Genomic DNA, 20987 nt, shown 5'->3' with positions numbered 1-20987 from the left:
CATAGTGATTCACGACGGACGACCACCATGGCCTATATCCCCAAAAACTATGCGAAGCTGGAAACCGGCTACCGCGAAAAAGCGCTGAAACTGTTCCCCTGGGTGTGCGGGCGCTGCTCGCGCGAGTTCGTTTATTCCAACCTGCGCGAACTGACGGTGCACCACATCGATCACGATCACAGCAACAACCCCGAAGACGGCAGCAACTGGGAAATGCTGTGCCTGTATTGCCACGACCACGAGCACTCGAAATACACCGAGGCCGATCAATACGGTTCGACGGTGGTGGCCGGTGAAGACGCGCAGAAAGATGTCGGCGTCGCCACCCATAACCCGTTCGCCAACCTGAAGGCGATGATGAAGAAATAATGTCGGCGACAGCTTAATGGGTCACTAACTTATTAAGCTGTTAAATTAACAAAACCTGCCTCCGCATCGCCACTTCCCAGAGAATTCCTACTTACCCATCCGGGCCATCCAGCGCAAAATAAGCTGCGCAGTTAACGACATACTGGCTTGGCAAGCCGCCGCAGTTGGTGCATATTGTTCGCGAGTTGTTCTTGTTAACCTGTTTGATTATCAACCTAATAAGCACATTAACTTAATAAGTTATCAGCTTAATAACTTGAGAGATGGCAGCATGATTGTTCTGATTGGCTCGCAAAAAGGCGGCGTCGGCAAATCGACGAAAGCGGTGAATATCGCCGGGTATCTGATTCTTAAGCAAGGCAAGACGGCGATCATCGTCGATGCCGACGACCAGAAATCGATCATGACCTGGTACAACGACCGCCAGAACGTCGAAGGGCTGCCGCACATTCCGGTGGTGGCCGCGTCGGGCAAAATCAAGGAAACGCTGCTGGAACTGGATCGCCATTACGACTACGTGATCGTCGACACCGCCGGCCGCGACAGCGCTGAACTGCGCTCCGGGCTGCTGGCCGCCGATCTGTTCCTCTCGCCGCTGCGCCCTTCACAGATGGATCTCGACACCGTCGGCTATCTGTCGGAGATGTTCTCCACCGCGCAGGAATACAACGAGAAGGTCAAAGGCTACATCGTGCTGAACATGTGCCCGACCAACATCTTCATCAATGAAGCCAACGAAGCGGCGCAGGTGCTGAGCGAATACCCGGAGTTCACCCTGGTGAGCCACCGCCTGTGCGACCGCAAGATTTACCGCGACGCCTGGGGCGAAGCCATCACCGTGCATGAGGCGAACAACGAAAAGGCGCAGAGCGAAATTGAATGCCTGGTGAAAGAGGTGATCCTGTGAAGAAGCGCACCCCCACCCACCGCATGTCGGAAGACGAATTCATCAACAGCGCCACCTCGCACACGCTGCCGGTCGCGGCGCCCGCGCCGGAAGCCAAACCGGCCGGCCGCAAGCGCACCTATAAGGCGATTTCCGTCAGCCTGACGGACAGCCACATTGAAGCCATCGATGAAGTGATCGTCCAGGCGGCGCGCAGCGGCATCGTGCGCATCACCCGTTCCGATATCATCAAGCTGGCCATCGACGGGCTGGCGGAGAAAAGCGAAGCGCAGCTGCTGGCGCTGCTGAAGAAGCTCTGACCGCGCGGCAGCCGGCGGGTTATCATCACCTTCAGTTCCCCGCCACCGCGCATTGGTAGTCCTGAATTTCGCCGGCCGAGCCCAGGTTCAGATCGGTCAACTTCAAACGGTTAGCCAACAGCAGCATCTCACCCTGCGGGCTGACCGCCAGCGCCAGGCCATAATTGCCGATGCTGTCGCCCTGCTCGACCACATAGTTGTGCAGCAAACGGAAAGGATCTTCCTGGGTTAAATCGGTGCCCGCCAATTTTCTGGCCAGATATTGGTGGCCGACTAATTTCACCGCCAGCGGGCGCCACTGCTGATCTAATTGCTCCGCCTGTTGCCCCAGTGCGTTATAGACATCCTGACGCAGGCAGGCAACGTGAATATGCAGCTGATTCTGAGAGCGACCATATTTCGAATTGACCGCCAGCGAAAGCCACGCATCTTTTAACGGTTTGCCCAGCTCGCCGGATATATGTTCGCGGTTATTCCAGGCCTGGGCGAAATAAGGCGGCGCGTGATCCGTCTGCAATGCCGGGCTCTCGATGCCGCTGACCTTTTCGGTTGGCATCACCAGATCGTGATAGGGGCCTTTGCTGTCCTTAAACAGCACATAACCCTCGGTTAAATCAACCTTTAAGCAGGGTGCCGGATCGTTGTTCTGCTGCTGATTGGGCACGCACTGTTGGCTGACGATTTGCCACAGCGCATTCGGATTGCCGCGCCCGAAGAACCACCACAGCACCGCCGCCAGCAGCAAAATGACAAGCAAAATAATTAATAGTCTGAAAAGTCTTTTCATCGTGACTCCCTGTTTAGCTATTCCATTTTGAAAGGAGCGCCAGCATAAACCAAGGCGCTTATCGTCACCAGAATATTATCCTTAGCGTTACCTTTCATTGACGTCTTGTTATCAAGAGAAATTAAAAATAAGGGTTTACCTAAGTAATTTAAGGTAAATTAATACCGCCGGTTGAATATGAGTGTGATATAAGCAGCCGAACTCTCTTTATATAAGGAACCGATAAGATGCCAACGATGGGCAAATCCCTGCATTATCTCGACGTGGGCTCAGGCTTTCCGTTGCTGCTGGGCCACAGCTATCTGTTCGATCTGAACATGTGGGCACCGCAGTTCGAAGCGCTGGCGAAACGCTACCGCCTGATCGTGCCGGATCTCTGGGGCCACGGCGACTCACCGGCGCTGCCGGCCGGGCGAAACAGCCTGTCGGATATCGCCGCCGATCATTTGGCGCTAATGGATCATTTGGATATTGAAGAGTTCGGCATCGTCGGCCTGTCCGTCGGCGGCATGTGGGGCGCCGAACTGGCGGCGCTGGCGCCGGAACGGGTCAAGGTGCTGGCGCTGATGGATAGCTACCTGGGCGACGAAACGCCGGAGGCGCGGCAGCGTTATATGGGCATGCTGGCCGCCGTGGAGCAAGCCGGCGCCATCACTTCGCCGCTGCTGGAACATGTCGCGTCGCTGTTTTATTCCGATGACGTCCCCGACGCCTTATTGCAATCGCTGTTGTGTCAGCTCCAGAGCCTGCCCGCCGATCGCCTGCGAGAGAGCATCGTCCCGCTGGGCCGGATGATCTTCGGTCGCCCCGACAAGCTGGCGCTGCTGGAAAACATCACCGCTGCCAGCATCGTCATCACCGGCGCGCAGGATAAACCGCGCCCGCCGGCGGAAGGCCAGCGCATGGCCGATCTTCTCGGCTGTCGTCACGTGCTGATCCCCAACGCCGGGCATATCAGCAACAAGGAAAACCCGACGGCGGTCAACGAAACCCTGCTGGCGTTTCTGGCTGAAAACACCACCCCGCTGTTCTGGTAACATTCTCCGGGCCGCCAGGCCCGGCGAGTCATTCCGCGCGCCGCATAAACCCGTGTCGGCTCAGGATTTCCTGCCCTTGTTCGCTCAAGATAAATGCGGCCAACCGCTGTGCGCCGTCATCCAACAGGCATAAACCGTAATCCGCCTCAATGTCCAGCGGCGGCGCCAACGGCCGCACCGCCAATGTCGGGTAGGCGGCTAAAGCCGGAGCATAGCTGGCGTAGCCGAGAAAAAGATCCGCCTGCCCGCCGCCTATCAGATATTCCGCCGCCAATCGGCCCGTCGGCACCGGGGCGGAATCCCTGCCGCCAACCAACGGCAGCGCCCGGCGGCGCAACGCTTCCCCTTGCCCCGGCCAGTATTGCTCACAGCGTTCGAAAAGCCGCTGCGCATAATCGCCGGAAGGATCTGCCCCCGGTGTCGAGGTGACAAGGCGCCAGTGCGGATCGAACAGCACCTGCGGCAGCGGACGTTCGGTTAATGCCGGCACGTTGCGTACCGTCACACAGAGCCGATTGCGCGCAAAAATCTGCACCGCCCCCGCTATCCCAAGATCCGCCAACCTATGCGGGTGCGCCAGGTTGGCCGAGGCGAACAGCTGTGGCCGCTCGCCATTCTCTATCCGCTGGCGCAACAACCCCGCCGGGCCGAATTCCGCCGTGACTTTTTGCCCGGCGCGCCGGTGAAATGCCGACAGCAGCGGCGCAAACGCCAGCCGCAGGCTGCCGGCGGCAAACAGCAGGATATCATTCATCATGTCGCTCCAATTGGCTGCGATACAGCGGCACCAGCGTCGCGTAACGGCGGCCCGCCACCGTCAGCGGCACCCGTTCGATCGCCAGCTCGAACAGGGGTGACAGGGATTGCGCCGTTAACACCTCGCGGCAGGCACCGAGCCGACTGCGCCCTTCCTTGCCCAACAGCAAAGCCCGATCGGCCACCGCGTGAGCATGATTGGGTTGATGCGTAGAGAACACCACCGCCAACTGCTGCTCCCGCGCCAGGCTTGCCATCAGGCTCAACACCCGATCCTGATAATGCAGATCCAGCGCCGAAGTCGGTTCATCCAGGATCAACACCTCGCAGCGCATCGCCAACGCGCGGGCGATCATCACTAATTGACGTTGACCGCCGGATAGGCTGCCAAACTCGCGCTCTGCCAGGTGCTGCAAATCCAACGACTGCAACGCTTCTCTCGCCAGCCGATGATCCTCGGCTGACGGTGAACGAAACAGGCCGACATGGCGCGCCCGCCCCATCAATACGATATCCAGCACCCGATAGGCGAACGGCGGCGCAAAGTGTTGCGGGACAAAGCCCATCTCACCGCGGCGCTCAATCTCGCCGGATTGCGGCGTCAGGCTGCCTAACAACAGCTGCAGCAGCGTGCTCTTGCCACGCCCATTCGGGCCCAATATCGCCAGCACTTCGCCGCGCCGCAGCTGAATGTCAAGATGTTGGAACAGCGGAGCCCCGCCCGGCCAGGCGAAACTCACGCCCCTGGCGGCCAATAAGGTGTCAGTCATGCCAGCCTCTCACTTGCGCGCGGCGCAGCAGCAGCGCGAACAGCGGCGCGCCAATCAGCGCGGTCAGAATGCCCAGCGGGATTTCGCTGCTGCTCAGCGTGCGCGCCAAATCGTCGATCACCAGCATGTACAGGGCCCCCAGGCAAAGCGAAGCCGGCAGCAGGCGCCGGTGATCCGGCCCCACCAGCCGCCTCGCCACGTGCGGGATCACCAAGCCGACCCAACCGATGCTGCCGCTGACCGCCACCTGGGCGGCCAGGATGGCGGCGCACAGCGTCAAAATCAGCCAGCGGGTGCGCTCAACGTTGATGCCCAATGCACCGGCATCCTCATCGCCCAACGACAGCAGATTGATGCGCCAGCGCAGCGCCAACAGCAAGCCGCCGGCCAACAGCAAAGGCACAAACAGCATCAGCAGCTTTTGCCGATCGGCGGTGGCAAAGCTGCCGAGCAGCCAAAACACGATGCTCGGCAGTTTCTCTTCGGTATCCGCCAGATATTGCATCAGGCTGACGCAGGCTGAGAAGAAGCCGCTGAGGATCACCCCCGCCAGTACCAAAGAGAGAATATTGCGCCGCGCAATGGCGCTGGTGAGAGTGAAAATCAGCAGCAGCGCCGCCATGCCGAAAACAAAAGCCGACAGCAGCAGCGCCGCCAACGGCAGGCTGAGCAGGATAGCCAGCGTGCCGCCAAAGGCCGCGCCGGACGACACGCCGACGATATGCGGGTCGACCAGCGGGTTGCGAAAGACGCCTTGCAAAGCCGCGCCGCACAGGGCCAGCGCCGCGCCGGCGCCCATCGCCAACAGCACTCGCGGCACGCGCACGCCCAGGATCACCTGGCGTTGGATGGCATCGATGCCGGCATAATGCTGCCCGGTGAACGGCTCCAGCAAAATCATCAGGCTGTGCGTCATCGGCACCTGAAAGCGGCCAACGCCGAGCGAAAACAGCGCGCAGCACAGCGTCAACAACGCCAGCCAGCCCAGCCTCATTGCCCGCTCTGGCAGCAGGTGGCGCGGTAATAACGTTGATAGTAAGCGTCGACCCGCTGCTGCAGATTAATATCGGCAAAACGCTGCGGGTAAAGTTTTTTCGCCATCCACAACTCACCCAACGCCATCGCCTCCGGCATTGGATACCCCCAGGCCTTGGCGTATTCCGGCATCAGGTAGACCCGCTTATTCTTCACCGCGTCGATCGGCTGCCACTGCGGTGACGTCAGGATCTGTTTCACCACCTCCGGGTAGCGCTCCTGCACGAAAATCACTGCCGGATCCCACTTCAGGACATCCTCGATAGAAACCTGTTTAAACCCCTGAATGTCCTTCGCCGCCACGTTGAGCGCACCGGCGTGCCGCATCATCAACCCGGTATACTTGCCGGCGCCGTAGGTGGTGAGATCGGGGTTGGCCATATACACCCGCACCCGCTGATTTTCCGGCAGATCGCGCAGCCGTTCAGCGACCAACACGCGCTGCTGAATGACGTCCTTAATCAACGCTTCGGCCTGAGGCTGACGCGACATCACTTCGCCGATCAGGCGAATGCCGTCCTGCAGCCCCAGCGTATAGGCCCGATCCTCATCGCTCAGCTGCGGATTCATTTTACCCGCCTGATCGGCCGCCTCGCGGCGCAGCGAGATAGCCACCACCGGAATGCCCACCCTTTCGATCTGCGCAATCATCTCCGGCGGCGCATAGTTGGCCACGAACACCACCTGCGGATGCAGGCCGAGCAGGCTCTCGATACTCACCGAAGTCAGATCGCCCGGCATCGGCAGGGTTGCCAACGTCGGTACCAGCCGCAGGTAGTTTGGCCCCAGCTGCTTTTTCCAACTGCTGAGCACACCGACCACCTGAGGCATCGCATCAAGCTGCACCAACAGGTTCAACGTCTGGTGTTGCAGCACCACCGCGCGGGTGATGCGATCGGGCAGCGTGACCTGGCGATTGAGCTGATCGGTGACCTGGCGATCCGCCTGGGCGGCGGTGGAAAACAAAACAAGCGCCAACAGCAGGCGCGGGAGAAAGTTAAACATGGCAGTGACCGATTGGTTATCGTTGTATAGCAAATAATATAGCGATGTGCATGGCGAAACAATCCGCGGGATCAAACCGGATGCGGGTACTCGGGCGGTAAAACGAGGCGTGAATGCGATCCTGGAAGCGGATCCGCCGGTGTGGCGACGGATCCCATCGGCCCTGTAAGGGCGCGTGAAGAAGACTTATTGACCGATAGACGTCAGCCCCTGGCGGATCCCTTCGTCAGCCTGCTGGCACCATGCCTGCAGCCCCTGCGGCGCTTCTTTTTCCAACGCGACCACTTTGCCGTCGTCGTTCAGCACATTGCCTTCTCGGCCCATCGCTTCGCGCTTGTCGCCGTCGCGGGTGTCGACGCCGCCGGGAATAGCCGCCACGTAGGCCACCATTTTCTTGGCGTTGTCGATGCTGTCGGCTTTCAGGAAGCCTTTATCGACGCAGTAAGACATCAACCCGGCGGTATTGCGCGTGATGTCATAGACGTTTTTCAATGCGGCAGGATCCATCCCTTCAGCGTTAGCGGTGTTGAACAGGCCCAGAGTCGCGGCAATCATGCCGGTCAGAATGTTTTTTTTCATTGTTAACTCGTTTTAATAATGAATTATTTAATTTTTAATCATTCACAAATAGAGTGTGAATATCGGTACGGTATAACGGCGGCCTAGATTAACACAACCCTAATGTATTAATAGCGGTGATTAAGTTAAGCCTCAATAAAATAAAAACGCATGCTGGGGTAATAATCTCCGCCCGCTGTCATTTTTTCACGTTCGGTATTGGCCGCACTCAATTCATAGTAAAAATAATCTCACCCAGGAATTATTTACAAAATAAGCGTTGGCCTGCGGTCAATGGTGCGCCCCTCTTTGCCAAAACCACCGGCGTGGCATAGCCTGTTAAGACGCGTCATGCCTTAGTGGGAGGGGATTCACATGAACCATTCCGTCCGGCCGCCGCAATGCGACGAAAAACCCTTCTCGATATCACGATGAATTTATATCTCTCTCCGGCGGTACTTATCGAGCATCGCCTGGGCATCTTTGAGTTTATTGCTCTGCCCCCCCCCCCCCCCCCGCAACCTGACCGATATATGCGCTCTGGCCAATGTGGAAAGACGCCCGGCGGAAACGTTGATCATGGCGCTATTGGCATTGAAATTGATCGCCAGAGACGGCGAAACATTTCATCTTACGCCGGAAGCGGAACCCTTTTTGTTAAAAAAACCGCATTATTTCGGTTATTTCTGGAACTTGGTCAGCAGCCTTTGGCCGCCGCGGGATACGGCCTGATGATGATGGGATGGACGCAGGGCCGCCAATACTCCGGCAGGGAAATCGGCGACCAGCTGCGCGACGTCGGGCCTGCTCAAGTGCTGCCGTCGCTCGGCTATTTCAGCATCGTGACGGCGCAAAAACCCCGGGCTTAGCGGTTCACCGAGCGCGCCATGCGGCTGTAGGTGTGGCGCACGCCGCGAATCGCCACGCTGTAAGCGAAGATGTTTTCCGGCAGCGCCAGCCCCAGATAGCCGGTATCGCCGATATGGTGCAGGTCCGCCCCGGCCATTTTGCTCATCAGCGCAATCTGCCGCACGGTCTGCACGTCGGCCCCCTCTTGCGAGGTGCCGATCGCCGTCATTGCCAGCGCGCCCTGCCGCTGCGCATAAGCGATCAGCGCCGCCACTTTCTCCTGCGACATGCCGGGAATGGTGCCGGGCGCCGGCAACAGCACGATGTCCGCGCCGTTCTCCACGAACAGCGCGATGTCCTGCTCGCCGATCAGCTGGCTGCCGCTTTCGCGCACGATACCTGCCCCGTGCATCTTGCCGGTCACCAGCACCATCTCGTCGCCCACCTCATCACGGATCGCTTTCAGCGCGGCGGCGATCGCCTGATTGCTGACGCCGTTGTTCGGGTTGCCGGTCAGCACCAGCATGCGCGCACCGAGTTGATACAGCTTGCGCGCATTCTCGGCGGTGGCGGCACGCCCCGCCGTCATCTGCCAGAAATCGTTATGTTCGGTGGCGAAGGCCGGATCGACGGCCTCCAGGTTCACCCCGATCACCCGCCCGGTCAGGCGCTGCAGCGTGCGCAGCGCCTCCTGCGGCGGCACGTCGGCGGGCAGGCCCGCAATATGCGGCTGGTCGACGTCGAACAGGTTCAGCAGCAGCAGGTCGGCGCCCTGGCTGGCCGCCAGCTCGGCGTTGGTGACGTTATTGAGCAGCGGCTGAGTGACCGCGATGGTTTCGCTGACCAAGATGCGCCCTTCGCTGGCGCGGATGGCGTAGAGCAGATCGGCTTTGCCGATATCGGCCAGATCGCTGGCGCTGCAGTCCAGATAGCGTTTCATGAGGCAAGCTCCGATGACGTTAGCGGGAATGAATAGATGCCCCCTCGCTCAGCGCGGCGAACGAGAGGGACAGGGTTACTTCAGCGTAAAGCTTTGCGCCTGCACGTTGTCGGAGTCCAGGCCGACGAACACGTTGAATTTGCCCGGCTCCGCCCCCCATTTCAGGCTGGCGTTGTAGAACTTCAGATCGTCTTCGCTAATCGGCAGCTCAACCTGCTGCGACTGGCCGGCCTTCAGCGTCACTTTCTTGAAGTTGCGCAGCTCTTTCACCGGCCGGCTGACCGAGGCGGTCACGTCCTGCAGATACAGCTGCACCACCGTGGCGCCGTCGTACTTGCCGGTATTTTTCAGCGTGACGCTGGCGGTTAGCTTGCCGTTGTGCGCCATCGTCGGGCTGGACAGTTTCAGATCCGACAGGCTGAAGGTGGTGTAGCTCAAGCCGTAACCGAACGGATACAGCGGGCCGTTCGGCGAATCGAAGTAGCGCGAGGTGTACTTGCCCGGATTCTCCTTGCCGAACGGGCGGCCGGTGTTCAGGTGGTTGTAGTACATCGGGATCTGGCCGACCGAGCGCGGGAAGGTCATCGGCAGCTTGCCCGACGGGTTGTAGTCGCCGAACAGCACGTCCGCCACCGCGTTGCCGCCCTCGGTGCCGCTGTACCAGGTTTCCAGCATCGCGTCCGCCTGCTCGCTCTCCCAGCTCAGTGCCAGCGGCCGGCCGTTCATCAGCACCAGCACCAACGGCTTGCCGGTGGCTTTCAGCGCGGCGATCAGATCGCGCTGGCTCTGCGGGATCGTGATGTCGGCGCGGCTGGAGGCCTCATGCGCCATGCCCTGCGATTCCCCCACCACCGCCACCACCACGTCGGCCTTGTGCGCCGCCTGCACCGCTTCGTCGATCATCTGCTGCGGCGAACGGGTGTCAAACGCCACCGCCGGCTCATACTCGTTCAGGTAGTCGATAATGCCTTTATCCTGCGTGACGTTGGCGCCCTTGGCGTAAAGAATGCGCGCCTTGTCGCCCACCGCCCGCTCCAGCCCTTCGCGCAGGGTGACCGACTGCTTGACCACCCCGGCGGCTGACCAGCTGCCCATCACGTCGCGCTGGCTGTCGGCCATCGGCCCGACCAGCGCGATGGTCGCCTGTTTGCTCAGCGGCAGCGTCTGCTTATCGTTCTTCAGCAGCACCATCGTCTTGCGCGCCACCACCCGCGCTTCGGCGCGGTGCAGGCGGCTTTCGGCGTTGGTGTCCTGCGGATCGGCACCCGCCGGGCCCAGATGCACATACGGATCGGTGAACAGCCCCATGTCGTACTTGGTGTTCAGCACGTCGCGGCAGGCGCGGTCGATATCGCTTTCAGCCACCAGCCCGTCTTTCACCAGGCCCGGCAGGTATTTGTCGTAGAACTCGTCGCTCATGCTCATGTCGACGCCGGAGGTGATTGCCAGGCGCACCGCGTCGCGTGCGTCGGCGGCCACACCGTGTTTAATCAGTTCTTTAATTGCGCCGTGGTCGCTGATGGTGATGCCTTTAAAGCCCCACTGGTCGCGCAGCAGATCTTTCAGCAGCCACGGGTTGGCGGTGGCCGGCACGCCGTTGATCGCGTTGAGCGACACCATCACCCCGCCGCTGCCGGCATCCACCGCCGCTTTATAAGGCGGCAGATAGTCCTGATGCATGCGCAGCGGGCTCATGTCGACGGTGTTGTAATCGCGGCCGCCTTCGACGGCGCCGTACAGCGCAAAGTGCTTGACGCTGGCCATCACCGAACCGGGTTTGGCCGGGTCGCCGTTCTGGAAACCGTCGACCATCACCTTGGCGATTTTCGACACCAGCCAGGTGTCTTCGCCGAAGCCTTCAGAGACCCGGCCCCAGCGCGGATCGCGGGTGATATCGACCATCGGCGCAAAGGTCATGTTCAGGCCGTCATCGCTGGCCTCCTGCGCCGCCACCCGGGCGCTGAGCGCGATGGCTTCCAGATCGAAGCTGGCCGCCAGCCCCAGGCTGATCGGGAACACGGTGCGCTGACCGTGCACCACGTCATAGGCGAAGAACAACGGGATTTTCAGGCGGCTGAGCTGCATCGCCTGATCCTGCATCACCCGGATATCCGGCCGGGTAACGGTATTGAAGATGGCGCCGATCTGCCCTTTGCGGATGCCCTCGCGGATCGCTTCTTTCGGGTTATCCGGCCCGACGCTGATCAGCCGCAGCTGGCCGATCTTCTCTTCCAGCGTCATCTGCTTCATCAAATGGGACACGAAGGCGTCGCGCTGCTGGGCGTGCATGCCCTGCGTTATCGGCGTTTCCTGCGCAAAAGCCGGGCTGAGGGCCAGACCGGACAACATACTCACCACACAAAGCCATTTCATCTTGTTTTATCTCAGGCGTGTTTCCGCCGCCAACGCCGCGGAGTTTAATCGGAGTGAAGAAACAGTTTGCCACACTCTGTTTCATCGCCAAGGTAATTCGCATCGTTAATGTTTACAAAGCATTACAGGTTATCGGCAGGTAATTCTGCAGCCGGGCGCGGCTGTCGGCGGCCTCCGCCGTCAGGAAATCGATAAACTGCGCCAGCACCGGCGATGGCGCCCCGCGTTCAGGATAGACCAAATAATAGGCCGCGCCGCTGCTGACGCAGAGCGGGAACGGCGTGACGATACGCTGCGCCTGGATATCCTCCTCCAGCAGGCACAGATCGCCGATGGCGATGCCGAACCCCTGCAGCGCGGCGCTCATCGCCAGATCGAGGGTATCGAAATGCTGAGCCTTGCCGGACGGCAGCGCATCGGCCCCCGCCGCCTTCAGCCAGCGCAGCCAGTCGCGCCGATCGCGCGTCGGGTGCAGCAGGGTTTTGTCCGTCAAGTCCGCCAGCCGGGGCGTTGGCGGCAGAAACGTCGGCGTGCAGACCGGCGTGAGGATTTCGTCGAACAGCAGGTGCGCGCTCAGCTTTTTGCCCGGCGGCCGGCCGAATATCACCGCGGCGTCAAACTGCTCGGTGCTGAAATCCAGGCCGTGCGACACCGAAGCGGTCAGCTCAATATGCATATCCGGCCGTTCATTCTGCAGGCGAATGATGCGCGGCAGCACCCAGCGCATCGCGCAGGTCGGGCATTTGATGCGCAGCGCCCCCGGCGGGGCGGCGGCCCGCGTCAGCGCCTCGTCCAACTGCCCCAGCGCCTGCTGCACCGGCGCCAGCAGCTGCGCGCCCTGCGGCGTCAGCGCCAGACCGCGCGCCTGGCGGCTGAACAGCGGATAGCCCAGGCGCTGTTCCAGCCCGAGAATTTGCCGGCTGACCGCCCCCTGCGTCAGGTGCAGCTGCCGGGCGGCATGGGTAAAGTTGAGGCGTTGCGCCACCACCACGAAGGTTTTCAACACGTCGAGCGACGGCAGGGATATCGGCATAGCGGGCCTCGATTAGGTATAATCGTAGTGCATGGCAAGTATGACAAACTTTCCCTTGTCCGCCTACGCCGCCTGATGCTTAATCGCTCAACACTTCCCTGTTTGCCTGGAGCCCATCATGCAGAGCGCCTGCTCATCCCGCTCGAAGCTGCCGGACGTCGGCACCACCATTTTCACCGTCATTGGCCAACTCAGCGCCGAACATCAGGCCCTCAATCTGTCGCAGGGCGCGCCCAACTTCGCCGGCGACCCGCAGCTGATCGAGGCAACGGCACAAGCCATGCGCGCAGGTCATAACCAATACGCGCCGATGAGCGGCGTGGCGGCGTTACGTGCTGCTCTGGCGGAAAAAGCTGAACGATTGTATGGCGCACGCTATGACGCCGACGAAGAAATCACGGTGATCGCCAGCGCCAGCGAAGGGCTGTACTCGGCGATCAGCGCGCTGGTGCATCCCGGCGACGAGGTGATCTATTTCGAACCGGCGTTCGACAGCTATGCGCCGATCGTGCGCCTGCAGGGCGCCACGCCGGTGGCGATCAAGCTGTCGTTGCAGGATTTTCGCGTCGACTGGGACGAAGTGGCCGCCGCCATCAACGGCAAAACGCGCATGATCATCGTCAACACGCCGCACAACCCGACCGGCGCGGTGTTTGACGAGCACGACATCGAACGTCTGACCGCCCTGACCCGCGACACCGACATCGTGATCCTGTCCGACGAGGTCTACGAGCACGTGGTGTTCGACGGCGATATTCACCACAGCATGGCGCGCTACCCGCAGCTGGCGGAACGCAGCGTGATCGTGTCGTCGTTCGGTAAAACCTACCACGTCACCGGCTGGCGCGTCGGCTACTGCCTGGCGCCGGCGGCGCTGATGGACGAGATCCGCAAGGTGCACCAGTTTATGGTGTTCTCCGCCGATACGCCGATGCAGCACGCCTTCGCCGCCGCGCTCGCCAACCCGCAGAGCTACCTGGGGCTGGCGGCGTTTTATCAACAAAAGCGCGATCTGCTGGCCAGCGCCCTGCAGGATTCGCGCTTTGAGCTGCTGCCCAGCCGCGGCAGCTTCTTCATGCTGGCCCGCTTTAGTGGCTTCAGTCACGAAAGCGACAATGATTTCGCCGTGCGCTTGATCCGCGAAGCGAAGGTGGCGACGATCCCGCTGTCGGCGTTCTACAGCGACGGCACCGATACCGGCATTATCCGGCTGAGTTTTTCCAAAGATAACGAGACCCTGCTGGAAGGCGCGCGCCGCCTGAGCCAGGTGTGATTTTTTGTCCAACCATGGGAAAGGGGCACTGCCTATGAAAGCATTGAAAACGCTGTTCGCCGCCGGATGCCTGCTGGCCGCCGGCGCTTCGCTGGCGGCGGAAAACAGCCTGCGCTTCGGCCTGGAAGCGCTGTATCCGCCGTTCGAATCCAAATCCGCCAGCGGCAAACTGGAAGGGTTCGACATCGAACTGGGCGACGCGGTGTGCGCCGCCGCGCAGTTGCAATGCAGCTGGGTGGAAACCTCGTTCGACAGCCTGATCCCGGCGCTGCAGGCGCGCAAGTTCGACGCCATCAACTCGGCGATGAACGTGACCGAACAGCGGCGCCAGGCGATCGCCTTTACCGACGCCATCTATCAGGTGCCGAACCGCCTGATCGCCAAGGCCGACAGCGGCCTGCTGCCGGACGCCAAAGCGCTGGCGGGCAAACACGTGGGCGTGCTGCAAGGCTCGATTCAGGAGATTTACGCCAAAACCCATTGGGCGCCGGCGGGCGTGGACGTGGTGTCTTATCAGGATCAGAATCAGGTTTATCTCGATCTGGCGGCCGGTCGGCTTGACGCCACGCTGGTGATGGCGCCGTCGGGGCAAAGCGGCTTCCTGTCGCAGCCGGACGGCAAGGGCTTCGCCTTCGTCGGCGAGGCGGTGCGCGACGACAAAATCCTCGGTGAAGGTATCGCCTTCGGCCTGCGTAAAGGGGATGAGGCGCTGAAGAAAAAACTGGATGCCGCCATCGCCAAAGTGAAACAGCAAGGCACGGTGGCGGCGCTGTCGAAGAAGTATTTCGGCGACATCGACGTGACGGTAAAGTGATAGACGGGGGCGGCACCGCCGCCCCCTGCCGCGTTTAGCGATCGAATACCGAACTGTTCAGCGCGCGATCCTGCTGGTGGCGCTCCAGCGCCAATTCGATCAGGCGCGTGATCAGCGCCTGATAGCTGACGCCGCTGGCGGCCCACAGCTTGGGATACATGCTGATGTTGGTGAAGCCCGGCAGCGTGTTGATTTCGTTGATCACCACCTGGTTGTCCGGCGTCAGGAACACATCCACCCGCGCCAGCCCGAAGCACTCCAGCGCGCGGAACGCCTTCAGCGCCACCTCGCGGATGTGGTCACTCACTTCCGGCGCGATCGCCGCCGGCACCACCACCTGAGCGCCCTGCTCATTGATGTATTTGGTGTCGTAAGAATAGAAGGCGTCGCTCAGCACGATCTCGCCGCACACGCTGGCCTGCGGATCGTCGTTGCCCAACACCGCGCACTCGATCTCGCGGCCGACGATCGCCGACTCCACCAGCACCTTGTGATCGAAGCTGAAGGCCAGCGATACCGCCGCGTCGAACTCGGCGCGGTTTTCCACCTTGCTGACCCCGACCGACGAGCCCTGGTTGGCCGGCTTGACGAACAGCGGCAGGCCGAGGCGCTCGCTCAGTTGCTCAAACGTGAATCCGGCGCGGTTGGCGCGTGTCAGGGTGACGAACGGCGCCACCGCCAGCCCGGCGTCGCGCAGCAGGCGCTTGGTCACGTCTTTGTCCATGCTGACCGCCGAGCCGAGCACGCCGGCGCCGACGAACGGCATATTGGCCATGCGCAGCAGCCCCTGCAGCGAGCCGTCCTCCCCCAGCGTGCCGTGCACGATCGGGAAGATGACGTCGAGTTGGCCCAACGCGCCGGCGCTGCCCGCTTCGATCAGCTGCTGTTTTTCCTGGCCCGGGATCAGCGCCACGTTCTTGTTCGAGCGGTTCAGCGCGATCAGCGCCGGGTTCTCGGCGTTGAGCAGGTAGTTGGAGGCGTCGTTGATGTGCCACTGCCCCTGTTTGTCGATCCCCAGCAGCGTGACGTCAAACTTCTCTTTGTCGATTGCATCCACAATGTTTTTGGCCGACTGCAGCGACACCTCATGCTCCGCCGATTTACCGCCAAAAATCACCCCAACACGTAGTTTAGTCACGCCTTAAATCCTTCTGAAAAATCATGGCAAAAAAGTCGTTCATCACAATAAACGCATTGCCTGGCGGCGGCAATCGTTGTTGCCAGAATCTTCTTACGCCACAGATTGCCACATCACGACCATCCTAAACGTATACACTTCGTATATCGTTCACTTAGGGAGACGCCGATGGGCATCGTAAAAATTTCAGACGCGCTGCATGACGATCTGCGCCTCGCCAGCCTGACCATGACGCGTTCGATCAATGCGCAGGCCGAGTACTGGATCAAGATCGGCATGCTGGCGGAGTTCCATCCGGAACTGACCTACCCGCAGCTGGTAAAAAAAATGATGAAAGATAACGCGCTGACGCTGAAGGAGATTGTCGGGTGAAACAGATTGTGATTAAAACGCCGGAAGAGATTGCCAAAATGCGCCATTCCGGCGCCCTGCTGGCGAAAGTGTTTGCTATGCTCGATGAGGTCATCGTCGAAGGCATCTCCACCATGGAGATCAACGACCGCGCCGAGGCGTTTATCGTCGAGGAGCTGAAGTCGCGCCCGGCCAGCAAAGGGCAGTATGATTTCCCCTATGTGCTCAACACCTCAATCGACGACGTGGTGTGCCACGGGGTGCCGTCGGCCAGCAAAATCCTGCGTTCCGGCATGATCGTCAACGTTGACATCACGCTGGAAAACGGCGGCTACATCGCCGACTCCAGCAAGATGTACTGCATCGGCCAGGTGACGCCGCTGGCCAAACGGCTGGTGAACAACGTCTATGAATCGATGTGGCAGGGCATTCGCGCGGTGAAACCGGGCGCCACCCTGGGCGATATCGGCCATGCCGTCCAGCGGCACGCCGAGCAGGCCGGCTACAGCATCGTGCGGGAGTATTGCGGCCACGGCATCGGCCGCGACATGCACGAAGAGCCGGCGGTGCTGCACTACGGCCAACCCGGCAGCGGCATGGCGCTGCAGGAAGGCATGGTGTTCACCATCGAGCCGATGATCAATCAGGGCGACCGCCGCATCAAGCAGAAGAAAGACGGCTGGACGGTGGTGACGCGCGACAAAAAACTGTCGGCGCAGTGGGAACACACCGTAGCGGTCACCGCCGACGGCGTGGAAATCCTGACGCTGCGCGACGAAGAGCGTCGGGCCGGCTACGCCGAGCGCTACTAAACCCACAAGCCATTAGCTCGGCAAGCTGATAGCTTAATAAGTTATTTAATTGATAACCTCTTAGCTTATATGCGGCACTCCGGCGCCGCGGTTAAAGCGACGGGGATGACAGGGAGACAGGCAGCATGCAGTCAGGCAATCAGGCGTTTATCAATCAGCTTAAGGACATCGTCGGCGGCCCGCAGTTGTTGACCGGCGATCGCAACACCGAGCGGTATCGCAAGGGGTTCCGCTCCGGCGAAGGCCAGGCGCTGGCGGTGGTGTTTCCCACCCGCCTGCTGCAGCTGTGGCGCATTCTGCAGGCCTGCGTGGCCGCCGATAAAATCGTCATCATGCAGGCCGCCAACACCGGCCTGACCGAGGGCTCAACCCCCAGCGGCAACGACTATGATCGCGATATCGTCATCGTCAGCACCCTGCGCCTCGACCATATTCAGGTGCTGGACAACGGCAAGCAGGTGGTCGGCTTTCCCGGCAGCACCCTGCACCACCTCGAGAAATTGCTCAAACCCTACGGCCGCGAACCACATTCGGTGATCGGTTCCTCCTGTATCGGCGCCTCGGTGATCGGCGGCGTGTGCAACAACTCCGGCGGCTCGCTGGTGAAACGCGGCCCGGCCTATACCGAAATGGCGCTGTACGCCCAGCTAGGGGAAGACGGCCAGCTACGCCTGGTGAACCATCTGGGCATCCGCCTCGGCGACACGCCGGAAGAGATCCTCACCCGGCTGGAAAAAGGCGATTACCGTCCAGAGGACGTCGAATACGGCGAGCTGCGCGCCTCGGATAACGAGTACGCCAGCCGGGTGCGCGACGTCGATGCCGACACCCCTTCCCGCTTCAACGCCGACAAACGCCGCCTGTACGAGGCCTCCGGCTGCGCCGGCAAACTGGCGGTGTTCGCGGTGCGGCTCGACACCTTTGAGAAAGAAGGCCAAGAGCAGGTGTTCTATATCGGCACCAACGACACCGCGGTGCTGACCGAACTGCGCCGCCATATGCTGAGCCAGTTCGACAACCTGCCGGTGGCCGGTGAGTACATGCACCGCGATATCTTCGACATCGCCGAGGTCTACGGCAAAGACACCTTCATGATGATCGACAAGCTCGGCACCGATCAGATGCCGCGCTTCTTCACCCTGAAAGGCCGTATGGACGCCAGTCTCAATAAGCTGCCGCTGCTGCCGCACAACCTGACCGATCGGCTGATGCAGGGCCTGAGCCATCTGGCGCCGAGCCACCTGCCGAAGCGCATGAAGGACTACCGCGAACGTTTCGAACATCACCTGCTGCTGAAGATGGCCGGCCCCGGCGTAGACGAAGCGCAGCGCTACCTGACCGAGTACTTCGCCCAGGCCGAAGGCGCTTTCTTCGCCTGCACGCCTGACGAAGGCAAAAAGGCCTTCCTGCACCGCTTCGCCGCCGCCGGCGCCGCCGTGCGCTACCATGCGGTGCACGCCGACAAGGTGGAGGATATTCTGGCGCTGGATATCGCCCTGCGCCGCAACGACACCGACTGGTTTGAAACGCTGCCGCCGGAAATCGACAGCCAGCTGGTGCATAAGCTGTATTACGGCCACTTTATGTGCCACGTCTTCCATCAGGACTACGTAGTGAAAAAAGGCGTCGACAGCCACGCGCTGAAAGAAAAGATGCTCGAGATCCTCAACCGGCGCGGCGCCGAGTACCCGGCGGAGCATAACGTCGGCCACCTGTATCACGCCAAGGCAGATCTGCAGGCGTTCTACCGCACCGCCGATCCGACCAACAGCTTCAACCCCGGCATCGGCAAAACCAGCAAACGCAAAGGCTGGGCCGAAGGCCCCCGCTAAGACCGCCCGATTGGCCCGCCGCCGCACCCGGCGCGGGCTTTTGATAGACGACTTTATCTTCGCGGGCGGCGTTCACCGCTCCGCGCGCAGCAGCAAGGACACAATGAACGCGCCCCCCAGCCCCGCCGTAATGATGCCGATGGGCAGTTCCTGATTGGGGATCAGGCTGCGGCTGAGCATGTCACCGCCGGTCAGCAGCATCGCCCCCAGCATGCCGCACATCGGCACGGACAATCGGTGGCGCACGCCCACCAGGCGCCGGGCCAGATAAGGCACCATCAGCCCGACAAAGCCGATCACGCCCGTCAGCGAAACGAGAAACGCCGTGGACAGTGCGCAGCACAGAAAGGTCTCGGTGCGCAGCCGCGCCACGTTGACCCCCATCGAATGGGCGGTTTGCTCGCCCGCCAGCAGCGCGTCCAGCGCCCGCCAACGCAGCGCCGTAAACCCGGCCAGCAGCACGAAACTCACCAGCGGAATGAACAGATTATCCCAACGCGCCAGCCCCAGCCCACCGAGCGACCAGAACAACACCGAACCGGCCGCCCGCTGATCGCCGGAAAAAACCAGGTAGCTGGTGAGCGCGCTAAACAAAAATGAGACCGCCAGGCCGCAGACGATCAGCTGCTCGGCGCGCCTGACCCGGCTGACGCGAAACAGGATCATCACCGCCAATGCGGACAAAACGCCGCCGACGAAAGCGGACAGCGGCAACGTCAGTACGCCCAGCGCATCGCCGAAGCGCGTGATGACCAGCACCGCGCCGGCGGAGGCGCCGGAGGAGAGCCCAAACAAAAAAGGATCGGCCAGCTCATTGCGGGTGGTGGTCTGCAGCAGCGCGCCGGTCATCGCCAGTCCGGCGCCGGTTAACGCCGCCAACAAAGCCCTGGGCACCCGCAGCTGCACGACGATGGTGTCCAGCATGCCGGAAAGCGGCGCCGAACCGAGCCCTAACGCCGCAAACGCCTGCCGCCATGACAGCGCGACGCTGCCCAGCTGCAGGCTCCAGATCATTAACCCGCACAATACCGACAGCGCCAACGGCGCGAGCAGCATAAACCGCCGGGTCGGCGAGTTCATTCAGCCTCCGGCGCGTACAGCGCCCGCGCCAGCTTTTCCACTGCGCCGATGTTGGCCGGCCCCGGCGTCAGCTCCGCATACTGCAGTTTCAGATAGCGGTGGTGCCGTACGGCAGGCGTCAATTTCATCAACGGGTGAGACTCGAGGAAGCGCCGCAGCGCATCAGCGCCCGAACCGGTCTGGTAATCCAGCAGAATAATGAAATCGGGCTCTGCCGCCGCTACCGCCTCCCAGGACGCCGTCGTCCAGCTCGCCGGCAAACCGTCCATCACGTTGCGGCCGCCCGCCGCTTCGATGATCGCCGTCGGCATAGCGTATTTGCCGCTGGTGAAAGGCTTCTCCTCCCCCGAGTCATAGACGAACACCTTGAGCGGCGCCTGGCCCGCTGGCCTGGCGGGAAGCGTAGCCAACCGGCGCTGCCAACCCTCAACCAGCGCGGCGGCCTCTTGCTGCTTGCCGAAAATCTTGCCGAGTTTTAGCTCATCGTCATACAGCAGGTTCATATCGGCCTTCTGCGGCCGCCCGCCGGCCTGTACGCAGCTCTCGCTCAGCACCAGCGTTTTGATGCCGAACGGGGCGAGCTTCTCCGGCGTGACGTCGCCGCCGATCTTCATGCCGTAATTCCAGCCGGCGAAGAAGAAATCCGGCTGCGCCGCCAGCAACGTTTCCAAAGCGGGATATTTCGGCGCCAGTTCGGGAATGGCGCCCATCGCCGCCTTGAAGTCGGGCGTCAGTTTGTACCAGCCGGTGATACCGGTCAGCCCGACAATGCGATCCTGCAGATGCAGTGCAAAGGCCATCTCGGCCATGTTGATGTCGTTGATGACGGCGCGCTGCGGCGCCTGGTTGAAGGTGACCGGCACACCGCAGCTTTCTACGGTGACGGGAAAATGTTCAGCCGCCGCCGACCTGGCGGCCAGCAGCAGAAGCAGGATGAATACGCGTGTGTTCATGTTTATCTCTGGTTTA

General features: G+C 61.2%; 22 protein-coding genes. 10 read left to right on the top strand and 12 right to left on the bottom strand.

All coding sequences use genetic code 11. The features are described 5' to 3' along the window. The first annotated feature begins 27 nt into the window (after positions 1 to 27). From yajD to ACK3CV_RS07350, 3 genes are all read left to right on the top strand, one after another. Positions 28 to 369: an HNH nuclease YajD gene (gene yajD / locus ACK3CV_RS07360; protein WP_016928619.1), complete on the top strand. Its 342-nt coding sequence runs from the start codon at positions 28 to 30 to the stop codon at positions 367 to 369. 271 nt (positions 370 to 640) lie between these two features. Then, entirely contained in the window at positions 641 to 1276 is a 636-nt protein-coding gene (locus ACK3CV_RS07355; protein ID WP_038879975.1) for a division plane positioning ATPase MipZ, read from the top strand. Continuing rightward, positions 1273 to 1575: a hypothetical protein gene (locus ACK3CV_RS07350; RefSeq protein WP_033637563.1), complete on the top strand. Its 303-nt coding sequence runs from the start codon at positions 1273 to 1275 to the stop codon at positions 1573 to 1575. The genes ACK3CV_RS07355 and ACK3CV_RS07350 overlap by 4 nt, the downstream gene beginning before the upstream one ends. Positions 1576 to 1606: 31 nt before the next feature. Here ACK3CV_RS07350 and ACK3CV_RS07345 read toward each other — a convergent pair whose 3' ends face one another. Beyond that, positions 1607 to 2362, bottom strand: a complete 756-nt coding sequence (locus ACK3CV_RS07345) for a CDP-diacylglycerol diphosphatase (RefSeq protein WP_204280356.1) — start codon at positions 2360 to 2362, stop codon at positions 1607 to 1609. A gap of 236 nt (positions 2363 to 2598) precedes the next feature. On the opposite strand from ACK3CV_RS07345, the gene ACK3CV_RS07340 reads away from it, so the two are divergent. Further along, positions 2599 to 3399 (top strand): alpha/beta fold hydrolase, encoded by an 801-nt coding sequence (locus tag ACK3CV_RS07340; protein ID WP_164140816.1) that lies wholly within the window; start codon positions 2599 to 2601, stop codon positions 3397 to 3399. Between the two features lie 28 nt (positions 3400 to 3427). Here ACK3CV_RS07340 and ACK3CV_RS07335 read toward each other — a convergent pair whose 3' ends face one another. The 5 genes from ACK3CV_RS07335 to ACK3CV_RS07315 form a co-directional block, all read right to left on the bottom strand. Further along, positions 3428 to 4153, bottom strand: coding sequence for a substrate-binding domain-containing protein (locus ACK3CV_RS07335; RefSeq protein WP_489009825.1), 726 nt, complete (start codon positions 4151 to 4153; stop codon positions 3428 to 3430). Then, positions 4146 to 4925 carry an ABC transporter ATP-binding protein gene (locus tag ACK3CV_RS07330; RefSeq protein WP_164140666.1) on the bottom strand — a complete coding sequence of 260 codons (780 nt, stop codon included), beginning with the start codon at positions 4923 to 4925 and terminating at the stop codon, positions 4146 to 4148. Before ACK3CV_RS07330 ends, ACK3CV_RS07335 begins: the two co-directional genes overlap by 8 nt. Next, on the bottom strand, positions 4918 to 5919 hold the full coding sequence (locus ACK3CV_RS07325; RefSeq protein WP_164140665.1) for a FecCD family ABC transporter permease: 1002 nt from the start codon (positions 5917 to 5919) through the stop codon (positions 4918 to 4920). Before ACK3CV_RS07325 ends, ACK3CV_RS07330 begins: the two co-directional genes overlap by 8 nt. Beyond that, entirely contained in the window at positions 5916 to 6965 is a 1050-nt protein-coding gene (locus ACK3CV_RS07320; protein WP_164140664.1) for an ABC transporter substrate-binding protein, read from the bottom strand. Before ACK3CV_RS07320 ends, ACK3CV_RS07325 begins: the two co-directional genes overlap by 4 nt. 186 nt (positions 6966 to 7151) lie before the next feature. Further along, entirely contained in the window at positions 7152 to 7544 is a 393-nt protein-coding gene (locus ACK3CV_RS07315) for a hypothetical protein (RefSeq protein WP_033647042.1), read from the bottom strand. 380 nt (positions 7545 to 7924) lie between these two features. On the opposite strand from ACK3CV_RS07315, the gene ACK3CV_RS07310 reads away from it, so the two are divergent. Next, positions 7925 to 8392: a hypothetical protein gene (locus tag ACK3CV_RS07310; protein ID WP_489009821.1), complete on the top strand. Its 468-nt coding sequence runs from the start codon at positions 7925 to 7927 to the stop codon at positions 8390 to 8392. On the opposite strand, the gene ACK3CV_RS07305 is transcribed toward ACK3CV_RS07310, so the two are convergent. From ACK3CV_RS07305 to ACK3CV_RS07295, 3 genes are all read right to left on the bottom strand, one after another. Next, positions 8389 to 9312, bottom strand: coding sequence for a DUF7916 family protein (locus ACK3CV_RS07305; RefSeq protein WP_041033990.1), 924 nt, complete (start codon positions 9310 to 9312; stop codon positions 8389 to 8391). The two genes, ACK3CV_RS07310 and ACK3CV_RS07305, sit on opposite strands and share 4 nt — an antisense overlap. Positions 9313 to 9387: 75 nt before the next feature. Then, on the bottom strand, positions 9388 to 11685 hold the full coding sequence (gene bglX, locus ACK3CV_RS07300; RefSeq protein ID WP_164141994.1) for a beta-glucosidase BglX: 2298 nt from the start codon (positions 11683 to 11685) through the stop codon (positions 9388 to 9390). A 112-nt stretch (positions 11686 to 11797) separates the two neighbouring features. Further along, positions 11798 to 12718, bottom strand: a complete 921-nt coding sequence (locus ACK3CV_RS07295; protein WP_164141992.1) for a LysR substrate-binding domain-containing protein — start codon at positions 12716 to 12718, stop codon at positions 11798 to 11800. Between the two features lie 118 nt (positions 12719 to 12836). On the opposite strand from ACK3CV_RS07295, the gene ACK3CV_RS07290 reads away from it, so the two are divergent. Next, positions 12837 to 13991: a pyridoxal phosphate-dependent aminotransferase gene (locus tag ACK3CV_RS07290; protein WP_049195871.1), complete on the top strand. Its 1155-nt coding sequence runs from the start codon at positions 12837 to 12839 to the stop codon at positions 13989 to 13991. A 34-nt stretch (positions 13992 to 14025) separates the two neighbouring features. Continuing rightward, on the top strand, positions 14026 to 14805 hold the full coding sequence (locus tag ACK3CV_RS07285) for an ABC transporter substrate-binding protein (RefSeq protein ID WP_033637552.1): 780 nt from the start codon (positions 14026 to 14028) through the stop codon (positions 14803 to 14805). Between the two features lie 34 nt (positions 14806 to 14839). On the opposite strand, the gene ddlA is transcribed toward ACK3CV_RS07285, so the two are convergent. Next, the gene (gene ddlA / locus ACK3CV_RS07280; RefSeq protein ID WP_033637551.1) at positions 14840 to 15943 is read right to left on the bottom strand and encodes a D-alanine--D-alanine ligase; all 1104 of its coding nucleotides are present in this window, start codon (positions 15941 to 15943) and stop codon (positions 14840 to 14842) included. A 168-nt stretch (positions 15944 to 16111) separates the two neighbouring features. On the opposite strand from ddlA, the gene ACK3CV_RS07275 reads away from it, so the two are divergent. From ACK3CV_RS07275 to dld, 3 genes are all read left to right on the top strand, one after another. After that, positions 16112 to 16315 carry a ParD-like family protein gene (locus ACK3CV_RS07275; protein WP_006324220.1) on the top strand — a complete coding sequence of 68 codons (204 nt, stop codon included), beginning with the start codon at positions 16112 to 16114 and terminating at the stop codon, positions 16313 to 16315. Further along, positions 16312 to 17106, top strand: a complete 795-nt coding sequence (map, locus tag ACK3CV_RS07270; protein ID WP_033637550.1) for a type I methionyl aminopeptidase — start codon at positions 16312 to 16314, stop codon at positions 17104 to 17106. Before ACK3CV_RS07275 ends, map begins: the two co-directional genes overlap by 4 nt. Before the next feature lie 125 nt (positions 17107 to 17231). Next, on the top strand, positions 17232 to 18938 hold the full coding sequence (dld, locus tag ACK3CV_RS07265; RefSeq protein WP_164141991.1) for a D-lactate dehydrogenase: 1707 nt from the start codon (positions 17232 to 17234) through the stop codon (positions 18936 to 18938). Positions 18939 to 19010: 72 nt separating this feature from the next. On the opposite strand, the gene ACK3CV_RS07260 is transcribed toward dld, so the two are convergent. Beyond that, a complete protein-coding gene (locus ACK3CV_RS07260) occupies positions 19011 to 20018 on the bottom strand; it encodes a FecCD family ABC transporter permease (RefSeq protein WP_033647054.1) in 1008 nt (335 codons plus the stop codon). Then, the gene (locus tag ACK3CV_RS07255; RefSeq protein ID WP_164037423.1) at positions 20015 to 20971 is read right to left on the bottom strand and encodes an ABC transporter substrate-binding protein; all 957 of its coding nucleotides are present in this window, start codon (positions 20969 to 20971) and stop codon (positions 20015 to 20017) included. Before ACK3CV_RS07255 ends, ACK3CV_RS07260 begins: the two co-directional genes overlap by 4 nt. Positions 20972 to 20987 lie beyond the last annotated feature (16 nt).

It is taken from the genome of Serratia sp. TSO36 (genome assembly GCF_057808395.1).
This window is presented reverse-complemented; position numbering and strand designations above follow the sequence as displayed.

What these genes read in the sequence shown, in the direction of transcription:
- yajD (WP_016928619.1), top strand. Translation starts at nt 28, where the DNA reads ATGGCCTATATCCCCAAAAACTATGCGAAGCTGGAAACCGGCTACCGC.
- ACK3CV_RS07355 (WP_038879975.1), top strand. Translation starts at nt 641, where the DNA reads ATGATTGTTCTGATTGGCTCGCAAAAAGGCGGCGTCGGCAAATCGACG.
- ACK3CV_RS07345 (WP_204280356.1), bottom strand. Translation starts at nt 2,362, where the DNA reads ATGAAAAGACTTTTCAGACTATTAATTATTTTGCTTGTCATTTTGCTG.
- ACK3CV_RS07340 (WP_164140816.1), top strand. Translation starts at nt 2,599, where the DNA reads ATGGGCAAATCCCTGCATTATCTCGACGTGGGCTCAGGCTTTCCGTTG.
- ACK3CV_RS07335 (WP_489009825.1), bottom strand. Translation starts at nt 4,153, where the DNA reads ATGAATGATATCCTGCTGTTTGCCGCCGGCAGCCTGCGGCTGGCGTTT.
- ACK3CV_RS07330 (WP_164140666.1), bottom strand. Translation starts at nt 4,925, where the DNA reads ATGACTGACACCTTATTGGCCGCCAGGGGCGTGAGTTTCGCCTGGCCG.
- ACK3CV_RS07325 (WP_164140665.1), bottom strand. Translation starts at nt 5,919, where the DNA reads ATGAGGCTGGGCTGGCTGGCGTTGTTGACGCTGTGCTGCGCGCTGTTT.
- ACK3CV_RS07320 (WP_164140664.1), bottom strand. Translation starts at nt 6,965, where the DNA reads ATGTTTAACTTTCTCCCGCGCCTGCTGTTGGCGCTTGTTTTGTTTTCC.
- ACK3CV_RS07315 (WP_033647042.1), bottom strand. Translation starts at nt 7,544, where the DNA reads ATGAAAAAAAACATTCTGACCGGCATGATTGCCGCGACTCTGGGCCTG.
- ACK3CV_RS07310 (WP_489009821.1), top strand. Translation starts at nt 7,925, where the DNA reads ATGCGACGAAAAACCCTTCTCGATATCACGATGAATTTATATCTCTCT.
- ACK3CV_RS07305 (WP_041033990.1), bottom strand. Translation starts at nt 9,312, where the DNA reads ATGAAACGCTATCTGGACTGCAGCGCCAGCGATCTGGCCGATATCGGC.
- bglX (WP_164141994.1), bottom strand. Translation starts at nt 11,685, where the DNA reads ATGAAATGGCTTTGTGTGGTGAGTATGTTGTCCGGTCTGGCCCTCAGC.
- ACK3CV_RS07295 (WP_164141992.1), bottom strand. Translation starts at nt 12,718, where the DNA reads ATGCCGATATCCCTGCCGTCGCTCGACGTGTTGAAAACCTTCGTGGTG.
- ACK3CV_RS07290 (WP_049195871.1), top strand. Translation starts at nt 12,837, where the DNA reads ATGCAGAGCGCCTGCTCATCCCGCTCGAAGCTGCCGGACGTCGGCACC.
- ACK3CV_RS07285 (WP_033637552.1), top strand. Translation starts at nt 14,026, where the DNA reads ATGAAAGCATTGAAAACGCTGTTCGCCGCCGGATGCCTGCTGGCCGCC.
- ACK3CV_RS07275 (WP_006324220.1), top strand. Translation starts at nt 16,112, where the DNA reads ATGGGCATCGTAAAAATTTCAGACGCGCTGCATGACGATCTGCGCCTC.
- dld (WP_164141991.1), top strand. Translation starts at nt 17,232, where the DNA reads ATGCAGTCAGGCAATCAGGCGTTTATCAATCAGCTTAAGGACATCGTC.
- ACK3CV_RS07260 (WP_033647054.1), bottom strand. Translation starts at nt 20,018, where the DNA reads ATGAACTCGCCGACCCGGCGGTTTATGCTGCTCGCGCCGTTGGCGCTG.
- ACK3CV_RS07255 (WP_164037423.1), bottom strand. Translation starts at nt 20,971, where the DNA reads ATGAACACACGCGTATTCATCCTGCTTCTGCTGCTGGCCGCCAGGTCG.